General features: G+C 60.5%; 15 protein-coding genes. 4 read left to right on the forward strand and 11 right to left on the reverse strand.

Annotated features, from left to right (window positions below; all coding sequences use genetic code 11):
* The coding region (locus tag VGG64_10955; protein ID HEY1600114.1) for a hypothetical protein at positions 1-243 on the forward strand (243 nt) is incomplete at its 5' end.
* A 73-nt stretch (positions 244-316) separates the two neighbouring features.
* On the opposite strand, the gene VGG64_10960 is transcribed toward VGG64_10955, so the two are convergent.
* The 6 genes from VGG64_10960 to VGG64_10985 all read right to left on the reverse strand — a co-directional run bounded on the left by VGG64_10960 (position 317) and on the right by VGG64_10985 (position 8,893).
* The gene (locus tag VGG64_10960) at positions 317-1,096 is read right to left on the reverse strand and encodes an aldolase/citrate lyase family protein (GenBank protein HEY1600115.1); all 780 of its coding nucleotides are present in this window, start codon (positions 1,094-1,096) and stop codon (positions 317-319) included.
* A gap of 97 nt (positions 1,097-1,193) precedes the next feature.
* A complete protein-coding gene (locus VGG64_10965) occupies positions 1,194-2,930 on the reverse strand; it encodes a cyclase family protein (protein HEY1600116.1) in 1,737 nt (578 codons plus the stop codon).
* Between the two features lie 36 nt (positions 2,931-2,966).
* The gene (locus VGG64_10970) at positions 2,967-4,355 is read right to left on the reverse strand and encodes a DUF1501 domain-containing protein (protein ID HEY1600117.1); all 1,389 of its coding nucleotides are present in this window, start codon (positions 4,353-4,355) and stop codon (positions 2,967-2,969) included.
* 130 nt (positions 4,356-4,485) lie between these two features.
* Positions 4,486-5,640: a DUF6666 family protein gene (locus tag VGG64_10975; GenBank protein ID HEY1600118.1), complete on the reverse strand. Its 1,155-nt coding sequence runs from the start codon at positions 5,638-5,640 to the stop codon at positions 4,486-4,488.
* 331 nt (positions 5,641-5,971) lie between these two features.
* On the reverse strand, positions 5,972-7,441 hold the full coding sequence (locus VGG64_10980) for an HD domain-containing phosphohydrolase (GenBank protein HEY1600119.1): 1,470 nt from the start codon (positions 7,439-7,441) through the stop codon (positions 5,972-5,974).
* A gap of 204 nt (positions 7,442-7,645) precedes the next feature.
* Entirely contained in the window at positions 7,646-8,893 is a 1,248-nt protein-coding gene (locus VGG64_10985; protein HEY1600120.1) for a hypothetical protein, read from the reverse strand.
* Between the two features lie 240 nt (positions 8,894-9,133).
* Between VGG64_10985 and VGG64_10990 the strand changes: the two genes are divergently transcribed.
* Entirely contained in the window at positions 9,134-10,837 is a 1,704-nt protein-coding gene (locus tag VGG64_10990; GenBank protein HEY1600121.1) for a DNA methyltransferase, read from the forward strand.
* A 31-nt stretch (positions 10,838-10,868) separates the two neighbouring features.
* Here the strand turns inward: VGG64_10990 and VGG64_10995 are convergent, their stop codons facing one another.
* The 5 genes from VGG64_10995 to VGG64_11015 all read right to left on the reverse strand — a co-directional run bounded on the left by VGG64_10995 (position 10,869) and on the right by VGG64_11015 (position 17,793).
* Positions 10,869-13,424, reverse strand: a complete 2,556-nt coding sequence (locus VGG64_10995; protein HEY1600122.1) for a DNA gyrase subunit B — start codon at positions 13,422-13,424, stop codon at positions 10,869-10,871.
* 115 nt (positions 13,425-13,539) lie between these two features.
* Complete coding sequence (locus VGG64_11000; protein HEY1600123.1) at positions 13,540-13,845, reverse strand: DUF721 domain-containing protein; 306 nt, start codon at positions 13,843-13,845, stop codon at positions 13,540-13,542.
* A gap of 118 nt (positions 13,846-13,963) precedes the next feature.
* Positions 13,964-15,079 carry a DNA polymerase III subunit beta gene (gene dnaN, locus VGG64_11005; protein ID HEY1600124.1) on the reverse strand — a complete coding sequence of 372 codons (1,116 nt, stop codon included), beginning with the start codon at positions 15,077-15,079 and terminating at the stop codon, positions 13,964-13,966.
* 391 nt (positions 15,080-15,470) lie between these two features.
* Positions 15,471-16,526 carry a DnaA/Hda family protein gene (locus VGG64_11010; GenBank protein HEY1600125.1) on the reverse strand — a complete coding sequence of 352 codons (1,056 nt, stop codon included), beginning with the start codon at positions 16,524-16,526 and terminating at the stop codon, positions 15,471-15,473.
* A gap of 70 nt (positions 16,527-16,596) precedes the next feature.
* Positions 16,597-17,793 (reverse strand): cysteine desulfurase family protein, encoded by a 1,197-nt coding sequence (locus VGG64_11015; GenBank protein HEY1600126.1) that lies wholly within the window; start codon positions 17,791-17,793, stop codon positions 16,597-16,599.
* 281 nt (positions 17,794-18,074) lie between these two features.
* On the opposite strand from VGG64_11015, the gene VGG64_11020 reads away from it, so the two are divergent.
* Complete coding sequence (locus VGG64_11020) at positions 18,075-18,737, forward strand: hypothetical protein (GenBank protein HEY1600127.1); 663 nt, start codon at positions 18,075-18,077, stop codon at positions 18,735-18,737.
* Positions 18,738-19,195: 458 nt separating this feature from the next.
* On the forward strand, positions 19,196-19,626 hold a 431-nt coding region (scpB, locus tag VGG64_11025), incomplete at its 3' end, for an SMC-Scp complex subunit ScpB (GenBank protein HEY1600128.1).

The raw sequence follows: 19,626 nt of genomic DNA on the forward strand, positions 1-19,626 counted from the left end.
CGCGCCATGCTGATCGCGGCCGGTGTCGTGGGGGGCTTAATTTGCGGGCTGGGCGTGCTGTTCCTGACGCTACAACCAGTACCCACCGCATCATCGGCAAATCCGACATACCCCGAAGACCGCGAATCCAACGCTCGCCGCCGACAAGAAGCCGGACGCCAGCGGGATCGCGAACGCGAGCGGTCTTTGGCTCCGATGGCGCAGGAGGAAGAGCCGGAACCAGTCGGCTCGGTCCACGACTAGCAATGGCGAGCAAACAACTGAGGACTCGCCGACAGCGAGCGGCACCGCTATGTCTGTCGGCGGGGAGTTAATCTCAGTCCGCTTTCGGGCCACCGCGGATTTGATTGACGGCATCCGCCGCAGCACGTTGTAGTAGCAGGAAATCGGCGCCGATCGCGAACCATGCGACTCCTTGGGAGTGCCACTGGCGGTAAATATCCGGCGTATCGCCGAGCGCCATGCCGACGGGTATCCCGACGGCGCGTGCCTGGCGAATCACGGTCTCAATCGCCTGCAGCGTCTCTGGATGCCGTGGCTCGGCCCGATGTCCTAACGATGCGGCCAAATCCTGCGAACCGATCACGATGGTGGTCAGGCCTTCGACTCGCAAGATCTCGTCGATGTTATGCACCGCATCAATGTGCTCGATCTGTACGATTATGATCACAGATTCATTGGCCCGGCGGCAATAATCCGGTCCTCCGGCCGTGCCATAGACCGACGGCCGACGCGGTCCATAGCCGCGGATCCCCTCGGGCGGGTACCGGCAAGCAGCGACGGCACGGCGGGCCTCGTCGGCCGTACGAATCAGCGGGATGATAATGCCGGCCGCCCCGGCATCGAGTATGGGCTTGATCAGCACCGGATCGTTCCAGGCGACGCGCACCAGCGGAGTGGTGTGCGTGCCACGAGTGGCCATAATGTGTCCCTGCACGGCCGCCACCGAGAGCGGACCATGCTCGGCATCGATCCACACGAAGTCCAGCACGGTCGAGAGGGCTTCGGTCACCGTGGGGTCGCTAAATGTAACGCAGGTCCCCAGGCATAGGTCGTTGTTGCGTAACTTGCGGCGAAAGGTTTCGGCATTATCCATGATGCTGGTATCACATGCTTTGGTCAGAGGACTTGGCAAGAACCTATCGATTAAATTGCAACCCGCTCAACGGAAGGGCCGTCGCACCGTGGGCGGTTTAGAATAACGCGATCGCGCGACCTGGCCCACCGTGGCAGCCGCGGATTCTTATCGGCGCAAAGATGAAGTACGCTTCGGCGGGCAACTTGCCGACGCCGGTCAAGAACTCGACCGCGACCATCTCTTTGCCAGCCAGTGCCCAATAGGTCATGAGCGCTCGCTTGGGATCTACGCCCCCGAGAGTTGGGCCATCCGTTGCAACGCACCGGACCCCTTTTTCGGCCAGGTAAGAAATCGCCTCGGGTCCAGGCGCAGGCCAACCTTCGCGTTTACCGTTCAACGGATCGGCCAGGCAGGCAAGTCCTTCGGGCAATAATTTGAAATGAGAGTCAACATAGCCGCTATGAAAAATCACGACGGTGCCGGGTTTGATCTCTCCCTGGGCTTCTTCATGCCGCTTGATGTCGGCCACCGTGATTTCCGGGGATTGAGGCCACGATTTAGGGTCGGTTGTGCCAACGAGGTGCTTCACGTCGACGACCCGTGTCCAACCGCAGGTCCATGCGAGGGGCACTTGTTCCGTGGTCATGGTACTGGTGCCACGCGGACCGTACTTGCGCTGGTATTCATCGAGCCAGCTTTGGACCTCGGGAGCGTAGGTAGTGTTGTCAAAACCCGGAGCTGGCAAGGCATAGCTCGGTGGAACCAGGTGTGTGCCGGTGTGCGCATCGAGGACGTGCGTCTGGTGGAACAGGCCCAGATTGGGCGCGAAGAAGAGCGGCACTTTTAGATACGGTTCTCGGTGCCGACCCGCGCCAACTCCTGGCCAGGCGACGGGCAAGTCCGCCGCCAACACCACCGACAGATCCACCACTTGCTTCTTCCGCGCCGATTCGATCAAGCGCGCCGCGAGCGGGTCTCCTACGACCGCTATCGCCCGCGCTTCGGCGTAAGGGCCGTCGGCATGCTTGGGCGAGAGAAGGCAATAGAACGCACCGGTCGCCGGAAGTTTGTCGAAGCCCGTTCCCGATTCGGTCCAAATCATGCCATATTTCAAGCCGGCTAAATGCGTCGGTTCAGCCAGGTCGGGCAGCGGACCCATACTGGCGCTGTCGGTGGCGAGTGCCATCACTTTGCGGCTGGCGAGATACTCCATGCAATCAGGGTCGGGATCGGGCCATGCCGGGGCGCGGCCTTCGACAGGATCAGCGAGAAAGCGCCGCCCGGCGGGCAATGGCTGATAAAACTTATCCGTATAGCCGCTGCGGAAGAGCACTACGTCGCCGAAACCCAACGGACGATGCTCGCGCTCCCAGGCGGCAACCCGCTCTTTCTTTACCAGAGCGCTGCGACCGTTTGATTCCGACTCCAGCAGGTCGCGGCAATCGACCACGCAGGCTGCGCCAGCAAACTGCCAGGCTGGCACTTTGTCTGTAAACATCCGTCCATACGGGCCGGCGTTGGGCAGCTTGGTGTCGGGATGGGGAATCGAGTGGGGCGGCACGTCAAGCTGTGTGCCGGTATTACCGTCGATCAACAGGATGTCATCGTTGTACGCGCTCAACGGCCCAATTCTGAGATAATGATTGATATGAAACGGTGGAAAGCCAGCGGCCGGCCAGGTGCCAGGCAACTCGGGCGAAACCATCAACGACAGGTCGATTACCTGAGGTTCGCCGGCAGCCAGTGAACTCCCGGCGAATACCTGATACCAAACGGCCAGAAAGAACGCTGCAATCGCTGCATGGGTGCCGCGTGACTGAGAATCTGCCAGCCGCTCTCGGGTGTCGTTCATGGGATCCTCGGACAGGGGAGTGGACGGCCGTGATGGCTAGAGGAGCGCTGTCAGAACATTTCCCACGCTGAGTGGAAAAGGGCGGCCCAGATGGTCGTGGACGACGGTTTGCGGATCGAGGCCCAGGCAATGAAACATGGTGGCGTGAATGTCCGTTGGGTCGATCGGTTGAGTCGTCGGGAAGGCTCCGATCTTGTCCGAAGCGCCGAGGACCAGGCCACCTTGCACTCCGCCCCCGGCCAACAAGACCGATTGGCAGGAACCCCAATGGTCGCGTCCGGCGGCCGCGTTGATCTTGGGTGTGCGGCCAAATTCACCCATCACTACTACCAGCGTCTCGTCCAAAGTACCACGCTCTGAAAGATCCTCGATCAGAGCCGACAAGCCCTGATCGAGCATCGGCAGAAGCTCTGTCTGGAGCGCCTCGAAATTCTTGGAGTGCGTGTCCCAGCCGTCGCAGACTGTCATCTCGTTAAAGTGAATTGTTGTCATCGGTACGCCGGCTTGCGCCAACCGGCGCGCCAGCAGCAAAGCGCGGCCAAAACGGTGATCGCCATATCGCTCGCGCAAACGTGTCGGCTCGCCGTCGAGGGAAAAAACATCGGCAGAGCCGCCTTGCGCTCCGGTCAGTGCGATCGCCTGATCGCGTAACTCGTGATAGGCCGTGCCGTTTGTGGTTGCCGGCCGACGCGATTCGATGAACGATAACAACCGCGCACGACGGTCGAGCCGGTCGGCCTCGATATCGTCAGGTCGACCGAGCGCGGGCACAGCATCGCGCGTGCCAGGGTCGCCGTCGACGCAAAGGGGATCAAACAGCGGACCGAGGAAACCGCCGCCGCCGCCTCGGAGTGGAACCCGTGCTCGCTTGAACTCGCCTTGCAAACTGCTGCGCACGGCCAGCTGCGGAATCGCGATGTGTCCTGGCAAGGACAAACGGGGTGGCAGCATCGCGGCGGCCAATGCTCCGACGTGCGGTGAATCACTACGTTGCGGCGGCCGAACGTCGTTGTCCATCTCCGGACGTTCCACCTGCCGGCCCGTGAGCGTGTAATAGATCATCGGGGTGTGGTTGTGATTATTGTGGCTCACAGAGCGCACCAGCGCAAACTGCTCCGATAGCTGCGCCAAATGCGGCAGGTGTTCGCAGATGCTCAAGCCCGGGGTAACGGTAGCAATGGGCTTGAATGGTCCGCGAATTTCGGCCGCGGCCTCGGGCTTCAGATCCCACATATCCAAATGCGGTGGTCCGCCGAGCAGGTAGACAAAGATGCACGACCGGGCCGACGCGGGTCGGGCTTGGGAGGCGGCCGACCGGGCGAGTTGCGGCACCACACACCCACCCAAGGCAAGTCCACCACCGACGCGCAGAAATGTCCGGCGCGGGATAGGTAGTGCCAACGACGATTTGCGCGGGCGCAACATGGCGCGACGACCCTGGGTAAACTGTGCGACCAGCTAGGTACAACCGGGCGCATCCAAGATACCCGCAACCGCGGCCAAGGGAAGCAAAGGCCGCGCTCGGAGAACAATAAAGCCCGGCCGAGCGAATTCTCTAGTTGGGGAAAAACGGCCGATTCGTGTCGACGAGGAAATAGCCGTTGTTGGCAACCGGCATGAGCGGCATCCAACAGCGGCCGGCCACGGTGCTGGAACGGGCGTTTGGCTTGGGGAAGAAGGCCAGACCAATCGTGAAATTCCAGGCATCTTCGATCGAGCCAAGGGCTCCTGGCGCCGCCGAGGGGTGCATGTACGTCGCCAGTGCGAAAAGCGATACGCGATCATTGAGTGGTGCCGTCGCCGACGCCCCCGCCAAATAGTCTCCCAGGCTCCCGTCGCGCGTCAATCGCGACTGTTCGGGCCGACCGATCCAGAACCAAGTGTCAGGTCCGCCGGCTTGCCACTTATGGTGCAAATAGACATTCAACTGCTGGACCGCCTGCCACGTTGTGGGCCCGACCGTTGGCACAAGCAGCGTTTGGCCAAAACTGCGCCATGTGCCCCAGATGCCGATTTCGTTCCAGGGGCTAATGCAGTAGCCGAGTTGCCCACGCATCTGCATCAACATCGGGTTCTGCGCGAAGATGCCGTAGTTGTTGTTGTACATCGTGTCACTGACGATCGCGGCAGTCCACCGGGACGTGTCCGTCGCGCGACGAAACAATCCGAAGGTAAAAAACCCCTGGGTCTGCGCCAGGTTTTGATCGTCCAGGCGATAATCGGTGCCCGACCAATTGAAGACGCCGACGCTGGCGCCGATCTGAAACCCTATACCGGTCAACTCGCTGAGTTCTCCCAACCGAGTGCCGAAATTAAAGCCGGTCACGATGCCGTTGTTTTGCCAGCCGCCATCGGAGATGCCCTTGAACGAGTCGTAGCTGACGAATGCCATCAGCACATGATTCGGACAGTCGTCACAGCCAGCCGGCAGATCGCACGATCTGCCATCGATGTACTGCACACCGACATCCGACCCCGCCAAGGGCGCGCCGACCGGTTGAACATTCCCGGCGTTTGACGAGAGAGGCGTTCCAGTTGACGAATCGGCAGATTGCCGGCCGATCATGTTGGCTGCCGAGACGCACGAGAAATCCGTAGTGGCGTCACCCGCTGCGATATTGCCAATCAGGTCACTGGTCTGCGCGCAGGCAGAGCCGACGCCGAGAAACCCGGCGATCATGACTAGCCACGCTGCGCAGCGGTAACGCACCGCATGCCTCCCTGCTGTGGCAAATCGGCGGCTTGGATCGTTGATCCATGCACGCTACGGAATCGAGGCTGAAATCGCAGATCGGTGGGCCGCCCTACTCCCCGACGGGCCGGGTATCCATGACACGACCGTAACGGTCGTGCCAGCGTCGACTGTTAGCTCGGATCGACCGTCAAGCCTTACGAAATCGAAGGTTTGCGCCCGGGCCGGTTACTGGCGCTACGATCACGCGCGTCGTGCCTAACCCGTAGAGTTTGCCCAACCGCGACGACGATCAGGTTCGTTTCCCCTGCGGGGAAAAACAGTGGCGCGATCGACAGAATCCGCCAGGTCACAGATCGGCCAGCAGTCGGTCGACTTCGCGCAGCTGCTTATCGACGCGTGATTGCATCTCGTGGCGTTCATACCACCGGCCGAGAGCTCCGAGGCATTCGGGATCAAACCCGGTGCCGACATCCGCAGTCATGATTTCGTAGGTTCGCTCCCAAGAGAGGGCCTCGCGGTAGGGCCGTTTGGCGGTGAGAGCCTCGCACACGTCGGCCGTGGTGAGCACCCGGGTCATCCAAGAAACGTCGGCTCCGTCAAGCTGCCGATGGTAACCGCGGCCGTCGAGGCGTTCGTGATGCGCCCCGGCGATGTCGGCCGCCGTCTCGAAAGCAGCCAGCTTGCCAAGAATTCGTTGCGAGTAGTCGGGATGCTTGCGAATCTCGTCGAATTCTTCGGCGGTGGGTTTGCCGGGTTTATCGAGAATCAGATTCGACACGCCCAGCTTGCCGATGTCGTGCAACAACGCCACGCGTCGCAGATCGCGCTGGAGTTGCGGCGGGCAGCCGAATTGCTGCGCGACGCCGACCGCGATCTCGGCAACGCGCGTCGAGTGCTGATAAGTCCAGGGGCTTTTGGCGTCAACGACCGTGGCAAAAGCCTCGGCGACGCGATCGAGACATTCTTCGTCGGCCATGAGATGCGCATCTTTGGGCTCCCAACGATTCAATTCGGCGGGCAGGTCGTCGCTTCTCAACGTGGCCCAAAACGATTGCTCGTGTCGGAGCGCGTCGAGCGCATCGACTAATTGAGGATCGAACCATTGTCCGCGGCGGCGATGGGCGACGTCGATGGCCGGTCCTAATCCGAAGGTTGTGAAAAATACTTCCGCGGTCTGCGCCAGACAACAGATCCGTGCCAATAACGAGATCTCGTCTTTTTTCAGGCCGCAGGGGTGCCCCCGGCCATTCCAATGCTCGTCCAAATCCAGAATGGCGCGGGCCGTGGCCTCGGGCAGTTGCAGCATGCGGGCAATGTCGGCCCCGCGCTCGCAGCGCACTTTTGAAAGTCGCTTCGCCCCTTCGATGCCGCTGCGGGCCATGGCCGCCATGCGCATTAACTTCTCTACCACCGAGCCGCCGGGCGAACACTGGCCCCAGCAGTTCTTGATGCTTTCTCCGGCGCTTGACCAATCGCTCATGCGGATCGACCGTTTGACGCGATGATCGTCAGCCCCGAACAAATAGCTGATTTTGGCGGCGTTGCTCGAGCAGCCCAGGTCCTTTAACAGCAGTGCATAGAACAAGGCCGAACGATCCGCCTGTGATATCTGCAACTCTTCGGCCAGGCGCATGCCGATCAGAGCGCTGCGCATGCAGTGCCCTTCAGGATTGCCTTGCGTGATGTCCAGTGCCACGGAGAGCGCGGCGATGATTTCCGAAAAGCGGATCTCGTCGGCCACGATGAGCCGGCCCGCACTCGGAGGCGTGGCACAAAGGACGTCGCCCGCATCCTCACAGCAGGAACTCTGCGCCATGGTCTGATCCTCGTCAACCGTTGCAGGCTCTTAGTCAGCGCTCGAACCGCCTTTGGAAAACATAGGTCAAACATCGAGATTCAGCGGAGACGCGCTGGCGCTGCACGAACAATCGCGCCAGGCAATGCGGCCGGCATGGAAAGAACCGTAATTCGACGGGCTAACCGCCCGCAGCACAACGCACGCGGGGCGGCCCAGACGGGTTCACTGCTCGGCCCAAGGACGCATCTGCGGCGGCGCGGCTGGTTCTTGCCAGCGCCAAAACGGCTGATAGGCCACGGAGAGATAGGGAGTCTCGACGCGACGGCCCCCGGCCACAAGAGAACCCAACAGGGCATCGAGCGCTCCGCTAGTGAGCAAGGTGCGCTCGACATTCCATGAGGGTTGGCCGGTGAGCATCATCTGCTCGATGCCATTGAGGAGAATTGTGAAATGCGCCGCGGGGCGGCCTTCCTGAGTCCAAAATTGCGACGATTCGATCCGACCCTCCTGGGAATAGCGCCACGCGGCCGCCCATTCCCCCACTGCACCGTTCAACTCCAGAAAGTGAGTTCGCAGGCCATCCTGGTATTCCAGCGTAAATAGCTTCGGCTCCGGTACGGCGTTTCGCAGTGCCGTGCGTTCGACCCGCGGATTGGGCAGCCGCTGCCAGGCGGCATCGAATAACTCGATGTCGAATAGTCCGTCGTCAAAAGCTCTCCACACGGCATCGCCGCCCAGCGCACGTACTGCCTTAATGCCTGTTTCACCACCGCGGCGCTGTTCAGCCAGTGCCTGGGTAAATTCCATAGCGTGAAACGCGTACGCGTCGGACGAGCCGTAGGTGATGGTGACGATCTCCGTCAGTGATGCACCGCGCGCCACGTCGGCCGGCGGCTTGCGCCATGAGGTCGGCAGCGACGAGCCGGCCATCAAGGGAATCTTCATTTCCCGAGCTGTGTCATAAATCGCTTTGGCATCGGTCCAATTATCGGCCAGGTGTTTGTCGATAAACACCGGCACAACGCGACCGCTGGCGCGAAACACGCGAATCGTCTCGTCCCAGAATCTGCGCTTCGGATATTGCGTGTTGCCGGTTGCCGATTTCGGATATTGCCCGTGTTCGGCCACAAGCAGGACACCCTCGACGGCTAGTTGGCCCGTGCCCAGCGTCAGCGCATCTTCGATTGTTTCGCTCGTTCGAAAGCGGTGCGAAGCGGCCAACAGGCGGCTGATGTCGTTCGCGGGCCGCTGATCGGTATACAGCGACACGAGTTCTAGGGGCGAGTCCTTGCCCTTCCCGTCGAGTGAATCGGTTTGCAGCAGTCGGCTGACGATCACTTCGGCATGCGAGTTGTGCCGGTACTCTGTAACGAGCGCGGCTACGCGTTTCTTCTTGGTGGTAGCCGTTGTGGATTCGTCGGCCGTTGCCATCACGACGCAAGAAAACACCACCGCAACAAACAACGCCATCGACGTCAAACCAATATGTGGTCGTCGCCCGCGATGCTGCATTGGGGATAACCGTTTGAAGCAGTTTCGGATTGCCATAGCGACGAGCCTACCTCAGTTCGTCTTGGTCCGCACGCTGTCAACGCGGCGTCTTGCGGGAACGATGCGCGAGCGCTATGATCAGATGTTCAGTATCGCGCCTCGCAGTTTTCCGCGATACGATCGCGCATGAGGATCGAGACCCTGCCAGGAGGAGCAATGATGTCGAAGCTAGCCGTGAATGAAATTCGTCAGGGAGACTCGATCAAGCTGATGCAAGCCATGCCCGCGGGATGCGTGGACTTGGCATTTGCCGATCCGCCGTTCAACATCGGCTATGAATACGATGTTTACCAAGACAAGAAGAAGCACGACGATTATCTCGACTGGTCGAAACAATGGATCGGTGCGGTCCATCGCGTGCTGAAGCCCGATGGCACATTCTGGTTGGCGATTGGCGATGAGTATGCCGCGGAATTGAAGCTTGCCAGTCAAGGGATTGGTTTCACGTGCCGCAGTTGGGTGATCTGGTACTACACATTCGGCGTGAATTGCACGAACAAGTTCAGCCGGTCTCATGCGCACTTGTTCTACTTCGTAAAAGATCCGAAGACGTTCACGTTTTGCTCCGAGGAACTGGAGAACCGTATTCCGTCGGCCCGGCAGTTGGTCTATGCCGACAAGCGCGCCAATCCGCGCGGTCGCTTGCCCGACGATACCTGGGTGCTGCGCCCGCAAGATTTGGCCGATTGTTTCACGACGGCCGAAGATACCTGGTACTTTCCCCGCGTCGCCGGCACATTCAAGGAACGGGCCGGCTTCCACGGTTGCCAGATGCCCGAGCAATTGCTGGGACGAATTGTTCGCCTTTGCTCACAGCAAGACGACTTGGTCTTCGATCCGTTCAGTGGTAGCGCCACGACCGTGGCCGTGGCCAAAAAGCTCGGACGACGATATCTCGGCTTCGATTTGTCGACGGACTATGTCAAGCGTGGCCGCGATCGGCTGGAAAGAATCGCGGTAGGAGACCGCTTGGACGGCGCGGCGGCGCCCACAGTGAGCGCGCCGGCGACGCCGCAAGTTTCCGGCGGCAAGACTCGCGCGCTGCCGCAAACTCTGCCAAAGCCTGCGCGCGTCGAATTGGCCACCACCGAGCAACTGGCCGCGTTTCACCAAGGGCTGATTTCCGCGTATGCGCGTTCATACGGTAAGTTTTCGCTTGACCGTGTGCTGGCCGATCCCGCACTCAATGCGCGGTTCGCTGCGGCGTGCCAGCAACTCGGACTGCCAGGAGACCATCGTACCTGGAACTGGACGCTGATCGGCATGCGCAAGGCGGGTCTGCTCGCACACCTGCCCACCTCGCGGCGCACCGAATTCAGCTGCGAGGACTGCGATGCCTACCTGTTCGCCAGTGAAATTGCCTGGCGAAAGATGATTGATCGCGGCTGCGAGAGTCTCGACACTATTCTTTGCGATCCGCAGTTGGCCGAAGAGTTCGATTCCGTCGCACGGCAATGGGCGCCTGGCTACGAGGCCCTCGAATATCGTTGGGCCGCGCTGAAACTCCGCAAAGGGGCGAAAGGAGCACGCATCCGCGCCGCGCAACTGGCCGACGCGACCTTGGGTAAGGCTGTTGCTCTGAATGAGTCGGCTTTGGGCAAGTTCCCCGAGTCGTCGGGCGTGTATGTCGTGGTCGGCTCCGACAAAACAGCACTTTACGCCGGCGAAGCCAGCAATCTGCGCAAACGCCTCGGCCGGCAATGCACAGCCGCCACACGTAAGCTATGGGGCCAAGGAGTCGACGCGTTGCGCGTGCGATTCAAGACGACGCCGGGTCCATATGCCACGCGGCTGGCCTACCAACGACGCTTGGTCGTGCAGCATCACCCGGCGCTCAACCTGCCGGAACAGCAGATTGCGTGAGCCGAAGCGCCGCAAGCCCTCGCCGTCGCTATTACACATCCAGATTTCGCACTTCCAACGCGTGTTTTTCGATGAACTCGCGGCGCGGTTCGACTTTGTCGCCCATCAGGATGCGGAACAATTCGTCGGCGCCCGAGACGTCTTCCATGCGCACTTGCAAGAGCGTGCGGTTCGCGGGATTCAATGTCGTGTCGCGCAACTCTTCGGCGTTCATTTCGCCCAAACCTTTGAAGCGAGTGATCGTCAGCCCGCGTTCGCCGGCCGAGCGGATAGCCGCCAGCAGGCTGCGCAGATCTTCGATGCCGATCTGATTCTCTCCGCGACGCAGGATGTACCGCGACTCTTCGCTGCCCGTGCGTTCCTGCGGGATCAGGGATTGAATGTCGAAGCCCATCGTCGCCAGATCGGCCAGGGCCTTGTTGATCGAACGGACTTCGTGCAGCTCGACGATATGCAAGCGATGCGATGCGTCGCCGTTGGTGTGCGGCGCAGCACCACCGGGCGCCTCGATCGGTTGGCCCCCGTAGGGACGCGGAGAACTTGCCGAAGGGCGGTCGCCGATTGTCAGCTCTTTGCCCTCGGCCGCCTCGCGCTCGGCGACGAATTTGTCGAGTTCCTCGCGGGTGCAGAACCAGTGCTCTTGCGAGCCAAGGTAGACGTGATAGACCGGCAGCCGGCCGGTAACCGGATCCTGCCGCACGGCATGCTGACGCAGGCTGATCCCGCGACGCTCGAGCGCGAGCAACGATTCTTCGAGAGTGGTCAAGGTCTGGCAGAGTTTTGCCATTTCGGCGCCCACGATTTCGCGGCCATCGCCCGGCTCGAAGCGGGCGTCCTGGCGCCCCAACTCGAGCAGTTGGATACGCATTTCATCTTCGGTTTGGACGTAGTAGGTGTCTTTCTTGGTCTTCACACGGAACAGCGGCGGCTGCGCGACAAACACGTGGCCAGCTCGGACCAAGGCATACATCTGACGATAAAAGAACGTGAGCAGTAGCGTGCGGATGTGCGAACCGTCGACGTCGGCATCGGTCATGATGACGATCTTGTTGTAACGGCGTTTGGCCAGATTCATTTCTTCGCCAATGCCCGACCCAATGGCAGCGATAATGCTGCGCACTTCTTCGTTGGCCAGCACTTTATCTTCCCGCGACTTGAAGGCATTGATGATCTTGCCGCGCAACGGCAGGATGGCTTGGTACTCGCGCAGCCGGCCTCCTTCGGCGCTGCCTCCGGCCGAATCCCCTTCCACCAGGTACAGTTCGCACTTTTCGACTTCGCGGCTCGAACAGTCGCGCAGCTTGCCGGGCAAGCCGCCGCCGGTAAGGGCACCCTTCCGCTCGCGGACCATCAGGCGAGCCTTGCGGGCGCTCTCGCGCGCTTCGGCCGCCAACAATCCCTTTTGGGTGATGATCTTGGCCGTCTTGGGATTTTCTTCCAGGAAACGATTGAGAAAATCACCGACTGCCGAGTTGACGATGCCTTCGACCTCGCCGTTTCCCAGTTTGGTCTTGGTCTGTCCTTCGAACTGAGGCTCGGGCACGCGTAGCGAAATCACCGCGGTCAATCCTTCGCGGAAATCCTCGCCCGACGGCACCAGGTCTTTGAACAAATTCTCTTTCTTGCCGTAGGCGTTCAACGTGCGCGTGAGCGCCGTGCGAAAGCCCGAAAGATGCGTGCCGCCTTCGGTCGTGGCGATGTTGTTGACGTAGGAATGCACGTTCTCGGTGTATTCCGAGGAGTATTGCAAGGCAACCTCGAGCCCGACGCCGTCGTAGTCGCCCGCGATATAAACGACCTCGGCGTGCAGTGGCTCGGTGGCGCGATTGAGATGCGCGACAAACTCGATAATGCCGCGCTTGTATTGGAACGTGTCCCCCTCGTCCGTGCGCTGATCGGTAAAAGTGATCTTCACGCCACGATTGAGGAACGCCAACTCCTGCAATCGCTTATAGAGTGTGTTGTAGACGAACTTCTGATTGCCGAAAATCTCGGGATCGGGTTTGAACGTCGTCTTCGTGCCGACTTTGTCCGATGTGCCGATACGACGGACTTCGGTCACTGGAACGCCGCGCTCGTACTCTTGCTGGTAGACATGCCCATTGCGGCGGACTTCGACCTCGCACCATTCGGAAAGAAAATTCACCACGGTAACGCCGACGCCGTGCAGTCCGCCGGAGGTCTGATATGCCCCTTTGGAAAATTTGCCGCCGAACTTCAACACCGTCATGACGCCTTGCAGCGTCGAGAAACCGAGATCCGCATGATTCTCAACGGGGACGCCGCGACCGTCGTCCTCGACCGTGACCGAGCCGTCGATATTGATCGTGACGCCGACCGTGTGGGCGTGTCCCGCCATGGCTTCGTCGATCGAATTATCAACGACTTCGTAGACTAGGTGGTGCAAGCCGCGCATACCGGTATCACCGATGTACATACTGGGGCGTTCGCGGACGTGCTCCAGATCGCTGAGATGTTCGAGCTGCTCGGCGCCGTATTCCGACTCGATCTTGCGATATTCCGGCATGTCCGGCGTGTCCGGCGTTGCTTCGTCGCCAGCCGCATTACTACTCGGTTCGTCTGCCATGTGGCTCTCTTACGTCCTTTCCATAGGAAACCCGCCCCACCAGGCTGCCTGAGGTGTGTACCGCTGTGAGCACTTGAGGGTACGACCATATGTCGTCACAAGCGCTGGCTTTGTCTTACTCCGTTGGTCCGACCCGAAAACGCAGATCGGCAATTTTTTCGTGTGGCAATCGTTCTCGCAATTGCGCGAGAATGTCCGCTTTCTTAAAGGTTAGCTCTTGAACCAGGGCCGAATGATTAACCGTAATTTCCAGCCTTCCCTGCCGCACCAAGCCCACGCGACTGTGACTTGCTATCAGTTCCCCAGCGGCCTCGCGCCAAGCATCGGCCAACTCCAGCGATGAACTCTCGCGGGCATAGCCGCGACGCGCCATCATTTCAGAAAGTATGTCGGCGATCTTCCGTGGCCGGCCGGTAGACATAGTTTGTTGCAGTCGGTTGCCGGTCGCCAGTAATCCGTTGCTGGATATTCGCCCGCACCCGTTCTTGACGTTTGTCGTTCTTGCTAATTCTGACTGCTGCCTTTAGGTTTCCAGCTTCTTATCGATCGCGGGCCAGCGGCATGATCACGTAGGAATATCCATCATCGGTGTGACATACGGCCGCGCTTTCGGCGTCCTTCAATTCCAGCGTGAAAGTCTTTTCGGACTCCAACACTTTGAGAAAATCGTTGAAAAATCGCGGGTCCAAGCTGATCGACACAGCCGGTCCATCGTAGGCCACAGGCAACTCGACGCGTGACTGGCCCAATTCCGGCGCGCGGCCGGAGAGCACCAACTTTCCGTCGCCAAACGTAAAGTCCACGCCGCGGCTCTCTTCGCTCGTAACGATTGCCGCCTGACGTACCGCCGAGTGAAGCGGGCCCACGGCAATCTCGATGCGCACCGCGTCAGGCCGCTTGGGAAACACGTCGCGCCATTTGGGGAAACGCCCCTCGACCAGGCGCGAATACAGTGTGGCTCGTGGCGTCTTCACCAAAAGTTCGTTGGCGCGGGTCGCAATATGAATCTCGGCGTCCGGCTCGGTCAGGACCTTGTCGATCAAGTGCATGCTACGTGTGGGGACGATCGTCATGTTGTCCCCCGTGACATGTCCCCCGACACTCTGCGCCGGCGCCTCCATCATGGCCAAGCGGCGACCATCGGTACCCACGGCGGTGATTTTGTCGGCGGTCAATTCCAAAAGTACGCCGCCGAGAGCGTAACGGCTGCTTTCGTTATCGGTGGCGAAAGTGGTGCGACGAATAATTTGCGACAGCAGACGTGCCGGCACGACGTGATATTTCTGCTCGGTAAATTCGCTGACCGCAGGGAACTCGGCAGGATTCTCTGCCGGCAGGCGAAACTCGCTGTGCTCGCCCCGTACGACCACGCCGTTGCCGTCGGTCTCCAGACGCAACTTGGCATCGCTGCTCTCGCGTAATATCGAGCCAAAGCGTGCGATCGGCAGCACCACGCTACCCGACGCATCGGCCTCGATACCTGGCACTTCGATGCGGATGCCCACTTCCAAATCCGTGGCCAGTACCACCCCGCCATCGGCCCGAGCATCGAGCTTGATGTTTTGCAAAATCGGTTTGGGGCTGCGTGCGGGGGCCACCGCGGCGGCACCCTGGAACGCAATGAGCATCTTCTCACGGTCGCATGTCAGTTTCATGATTTGCCCGCGCTCCTAACGGGAAACGATCGGATCCGTTCTTAGGCACCGGCCACGCGTCGCGTGGAAGCTTTGCGTCGCCAGTGTTTTCTTAAAGTAAGTATTTGAATGGTAGTAGTAGGAATGCTCGCGCCCAAAGTGTCGATAAGAGGCAGTTGATCGCCAGCAAACTATTGTGTGGTCACTATTTATTCAAGCGGCAATGCCTGTGGAAAAAATGTTCACTGCCTGTTGATGATTGTCACTTGCGCGGCGGCACGTCGTGAACAAGTCAGGGTGCCATCCGAGAGCCACTGTGGGGGGAACGACGATGCCAGTAACAAGCCACATCGGCTAACAAGTTTTCCACAATCCTTTCCGGGCATTTTTTGTCTGCACTCTTCAGCATTCTTTAGCGGTCAAGTGTCGCACGCAACTCATATACCGCTTGGCGCAGTTCGGCGTCATGTGCCAATAATCCTTCGATGGTCCGACAGCCGTGCAGAACAGTGGTGTGGTCCCGGCCGCCGAAATACTGTCCGACTGCGTCCAGACTCTTATCAGTCACTTGCCGCGCGACATACATGGCGACGGCACGGGCACGGACGACCTGCTGCCGTCGCGAGGGACTGCGTAGGTCCGCGACTTGCAGTGCAAAGTGACGCGCCGTGTGTGTTGCGATCTCGCGCAACGTCGCCCCACGGCATGCCGGGCGCTTCTCGAGATAACGCGCGACTTCCGCCCGAGAGATCGGTTCGGTCGATCCCAAGTTGGCCTGTAGGTCGTAGAGTGCTCCGCTGAGTTCGGGAACAGAAACCATTAACTGATCTGCCAACAGGCAAGCCGCGTCGTCTTCGATCGAAAGCCCGCGCTTGCGAATGATATCGCCCAAGATTGCCAATTGGGCGGACGCTGCGGGCGGCATGACGCCGAGCGTTAATCCCGCGGCTAGGCGGCTCACGAGCGAAGGAATCAACTGCGAAATCTTGCGGGGTGTGGTGCGGGCCGTTACCACGATCTGCCGTCCCTCTAGCAGCAGCGCGTCGATCGTATGCTGAAGTTCTATTTGTGCAGCGGCCTTCGCGACCAGTTGGGTGAGGTCGTCAAGAACCAGAAAGTCCGCCGTGCGATGCGTCTCGCGCCAAGCCGGTACAGATCTCGACTCGATCGCCGCGGCGTAACCGCTGGCATAGTCTGCGCCCGTCGTAAGCACAACGCGATCGGCCGGACTGCCTGTGGCCCAGCGTTGCGCGAGGCCGTGGGCCAAAAGCGATTTGCCAATGCCTGAGGGACCGTACAGCACGAGCGGATTGTAGGGGGAGCCGCGGCCACACAGATCGTCGAGAACACGCACCAGCAGCGCATTTTCCGGACCGGCCACGAAGCCGTTGCACCAAGTGACACGGCCGGTCAATTCCAGCGTGACGCCACCTTCGGGAAGCTGTGAAATGAGAGTAGCAACGGGCACAATCAGGGGGCCTGTTTCCGGCGAGAAATCCTCCGTAAAAACAAGCCGTCAATGTACCAGAATTAGCTCCCTACGGCGACCGGCAAAGTGGACTTTTTCGCCCCATTTTCCCGGATCGCAACTCATTGCAAATCCTCAGGATGCGGCTGACCGCATCGTTGATCTCAGAGTGTGTCGTTTGCTGCCCCAAACTGAACCTCAGCGAACTGTCCAAAATCGGCCGCGGACAGCGCATAGCCAGGAGCGTGGTCGAAGGCTCAGAAGACCCACTCGCGCAGGCCGAACCGGTGGAACAGGCAACGCCGGCCAGGTCGAGCGCCATCATCAGGGCCTGTCGATCGAGCCCCGGAAACGACACGTTGCTCGTTTGCGGAACGCGCTCCGCCGGACTCCCGTTTATCACCAAGTCTGGCCATCCGCCGCGAAGCTGCAACTCGAACTCATCGCGCAAGTCAGTCATACGGCGGCCGATCGCGTTCCGTTGGGGATGCCAATTTTCCAGGGCCATTTGCAGCCCGGCGGCTAGCGCGACTGGCTCGGTGCCCGGGCGTGCTCCCGCTTGCTGAAATCCGCCATGTAACAGCGGTGCAATCTTCGCGTCGTGCCGCACCAGCAAAGCGCCAATTCCAGGTGGTCCGTGAAATTTGTGGGCGCTGAGCGTCATGGCCGCAGCGTTGATGTGCTGGAAGTCGACCGCGATTTTGCCCACTGCTTGCACTGCATCGGTATGAAGCAGAACCCCCCGATCCGCGCACAACTGCGCGGCGCGAGCGACAGGCTGCACGACACCAGTCTCGTTGTTCGCCAACACGATGCTGACCAACCGGGTATTGGGACGTAGCAGATCCGGTAGAAGCTCGACATGAACGACTCCCTTGTCCGAGACCGGTAAAATATCGACATCCCATCCAAGCCGCCGCAGATGCGCCGCGGGGGCTGCGACCGAGGGATGCTCGATTGCCGACACGATCATGTGAGCGGGGGACGGCCCTGCCAGACCGAGAATGGCCAGGTTGTTGGCCTCGGTGCCGCCGCTGGTGAAAATGATCTGATCCGCGTATGTCGCGTCGCATCGCGCGCCCAGGATGGCGGCCACTGAGTCTCGCGCCCCTTCGAGTATCCGCCGCGCATATCGCCCCGACGTGTGCTGGCTAGCTGGATTCGCTGCGGCAGATCGATAGACCGCGGCGACGGCGTCCGCAGCCTGCGGAAGCATGGGGGTCGTGGCGTTATGGTCAAGATAGATCGTAGTGGGGGTCGCGGTCATGGGGCCATTATAGCCGCCCCGCGAAGTGGGAATGGGCGGGTGAGTCCTTCCAATTGACCGCTGGAAAAACTGCCAGCAAGCCCGGGCTTGCTCACGGTCGATTGCCATTGCCCCTGGTTCAGGAGAGCTAGTATCATTCCGCCCACATTTCGCCGAGATCGTCACCGCAAGGTGGCCTGATTCGTGGATGGGGCCACGGGTTGGATCGGCTGCTCAGATAGTCTGCGCACCGGCGGTTGGCAGTTATTGCTCGCGCATCGGCCAGGAGAAGCCCGTCTGCCATGCAATCATCGGCTGTCGTGACCCTTCGCGCTCTGGTCATGCTCCTATGCCTGGTGCTCGTCCCGTTGGCGGCCATCTTTGGATCGGGGTTGCCCAAAGTGTTCAACTCCCTGATGCAGGGGGGGGGCGTTCCACATTTTGCGCGTGTACGCAATGAGGCTGACGACGCGCGCGCTCGCGGCGGCGATGCGCCGATCTTTGCCGCTAGGGCTGCCGATGTTTCGACGGCTGAGCCCGCCGCGCTGCCGGGCCATCCCGACGGCACGGGATCGCTTTGGGCGCCGCATGCCGTGGCACCGGCCGATACCAATCGGTCTCCGCCCGCAGAAGTGCAGAGTTCGCCCTCCTCACAGCGATCCCCGCTGGGTGCGGACCAGTCATCGACGGTACTCGTTGGCGGAGCGGGACCAACCAACGTGGCGCCAACGGCGAATGCCGGCTTTGAACAAATAGAACATCGTTTGCGCGACCTTGGCGCCACCTATTATTTGCTAGAAACCTGGGGTACGACGAATCAGCAGTACCGGTTCCACTGCAAGATTCCGGCCCCAGGCAATCCCCAAGACACGCAACAATTTGACGCCACCGACGATGACCCGATCCGCGCGATGCGACGCGTGTTGGAGCAGGTCGAGCAATATCGGACTGGGTCGCAGCCGTGACGCCTTTCCAGAGGCCGCGCCCTAACAGGCGGCGCTTGGGTCGGAGAAAATCCCTAGGCGGCCCGAGAAGGGCTTGCCAGAAGCCCCATCCTCCGCATACTTTGGCGGCAGTGAAGGGAAGGACCTGGGATAGGGGTGCTTTGCGAAAGCGCTGCCTCTTACGAATCCCAGCAGAAGTCTTCGGTGCGCTACGCAACGTGGCCGTCACCACAGTATGAAGCGAACCTCGCATACCGTTCGCGGCTGCTTTACAAAGTAAATCGGCGCTGTCGTAGAGATCGATGGTTTCCCACCGCCCGGCCCCCGGATTTTTGCTTCGCAGTGTGGCGTTGCGCTTTCAGCCGCGCCAGGTCGCCGCGTGGAGTATGTATGCGCGCCGAGCGCCGTTGCCAAGATCTCAGCTCGTAGAGAGCGATCCGGGTCCGAGAAGAAAAGGATCCACGCGGCGCGACCGCCAGATGGCCATGGTCGAGGCCGTGCTGCTGATTTCGGCCGAACCCATCGCTAGTCGGCGGATCGTTCAGGTCACCGGCATAGCGGATCCGACCCAGGCGCGGACGCTCATCCGCCGCCTGAACGACTTTTACCGCCGCGACGACTCTCCGTACCGAGTAGAGGAAGTTGCCGGTGGCTGGCAACTATTGACCCACCCCTCATTCGGAGGATGGTTGAGGCGTTTGCACCCATCGGGGTTTGGCATCCGACTATCGGCCCCGGCGCTGGAAACTCTGGCCGTCGTAGCCTATCGGCAGCCAGTTTTGCGTGCGGAAGTGGAATCGATTCGCGGTGTTCAATGCGGCGAAATGTTGCGGCAGTTGATGGATCGGGGTTTAGTACGTATCGTCGGCAAGTCGAATGACTTGGGCCGGCCCTTCTTGTATGGTACTAC

It is taken from the genome of Pirellulales bacterium, assembly GCA_036490175.1.
GTDB lineage: Bacteria > Planctomycetota > Planctomycetia > Pirellulales > JACPPG01 > JACPPG01.

Bases quoted from the DNA above. Each gene is read 5' to 3' on its own strand.
- VGG64_10980 (HEY1600119.1), bottom strand. From the start codon at position 7,441: ATGGCGCAGAGTTCCTGCTGTGAGGATGCGGGCGACGTCCTTTGTGCC.
- VGG64_10970 (HEY1600117.1), bottom strand. From the start codon at position 4,355: ATGTTGCGCCCGCGCAAATCGTCGTTGGCACTACCTATCCCGCGCCGG.
- VGG64_10985 (HEY1600120.1), bottom strand. From the start codon at position 8,893: ATGGCGTTGTTTGTTGCGGTGGTGTTTTCTTGCGTCGTGATGGCAACG.
- VGG64_10965 (HEY1600116.1), bottom strand. From the start codon at position 2,930: ATGAACGACACCCGAGAGCGGCTGGCAGATTCTCAGTCACGCGGCACC.
- VGG64_10990 (HEY1600121.1), top strand. From the start codon at position 9,134: ATGTCGAAGCTAGCCGTGAATGAAATTCGTCAGGGAGACTCGATCAAG.
- VGG64_11000 (HEY1600123.1), bottom strand. From the start codon at position 13,845: ATGTCTACCGGCCGGCCACGGAAGATCGCCGACATACTTTCTGAAATG.
- dnaN (HEY1600124.1), bottom strand. From the start codon at position 15,079: ATGAAACTGACATGCGACCGTGAGAAGATGCTCATTGCGTTCCAGGGT.
- VGG64_11020 (HEY1600127.1), top strand. From the start codon at position 18,075: ATGCAATCATCGGCTGTCGTGACCCTTCGCGCTCTGGTCATGCTCCTA.
- VGG64_10960 (HEY1600115.1), bottom strand. From the start codon at position 1,096: ATGGATAATGCCGAAACCTTTCGCCGCAAGTTACGCAACAACGACCTA.
- VGG64_11015 (HEY1600126.1), bottom strand. From the start codon at position 17,793: ATGACCGCGACCCCCACTACGATCTATCTTGACCATAACGCCACGACC.
- VGG64_10995 (HEY1600122.1), bottom strand. From the start codon at position 13,424: ATGGCAGACGAACCGAGTAGTAATGCGGCTGGCGACGAAGCAACGCCG.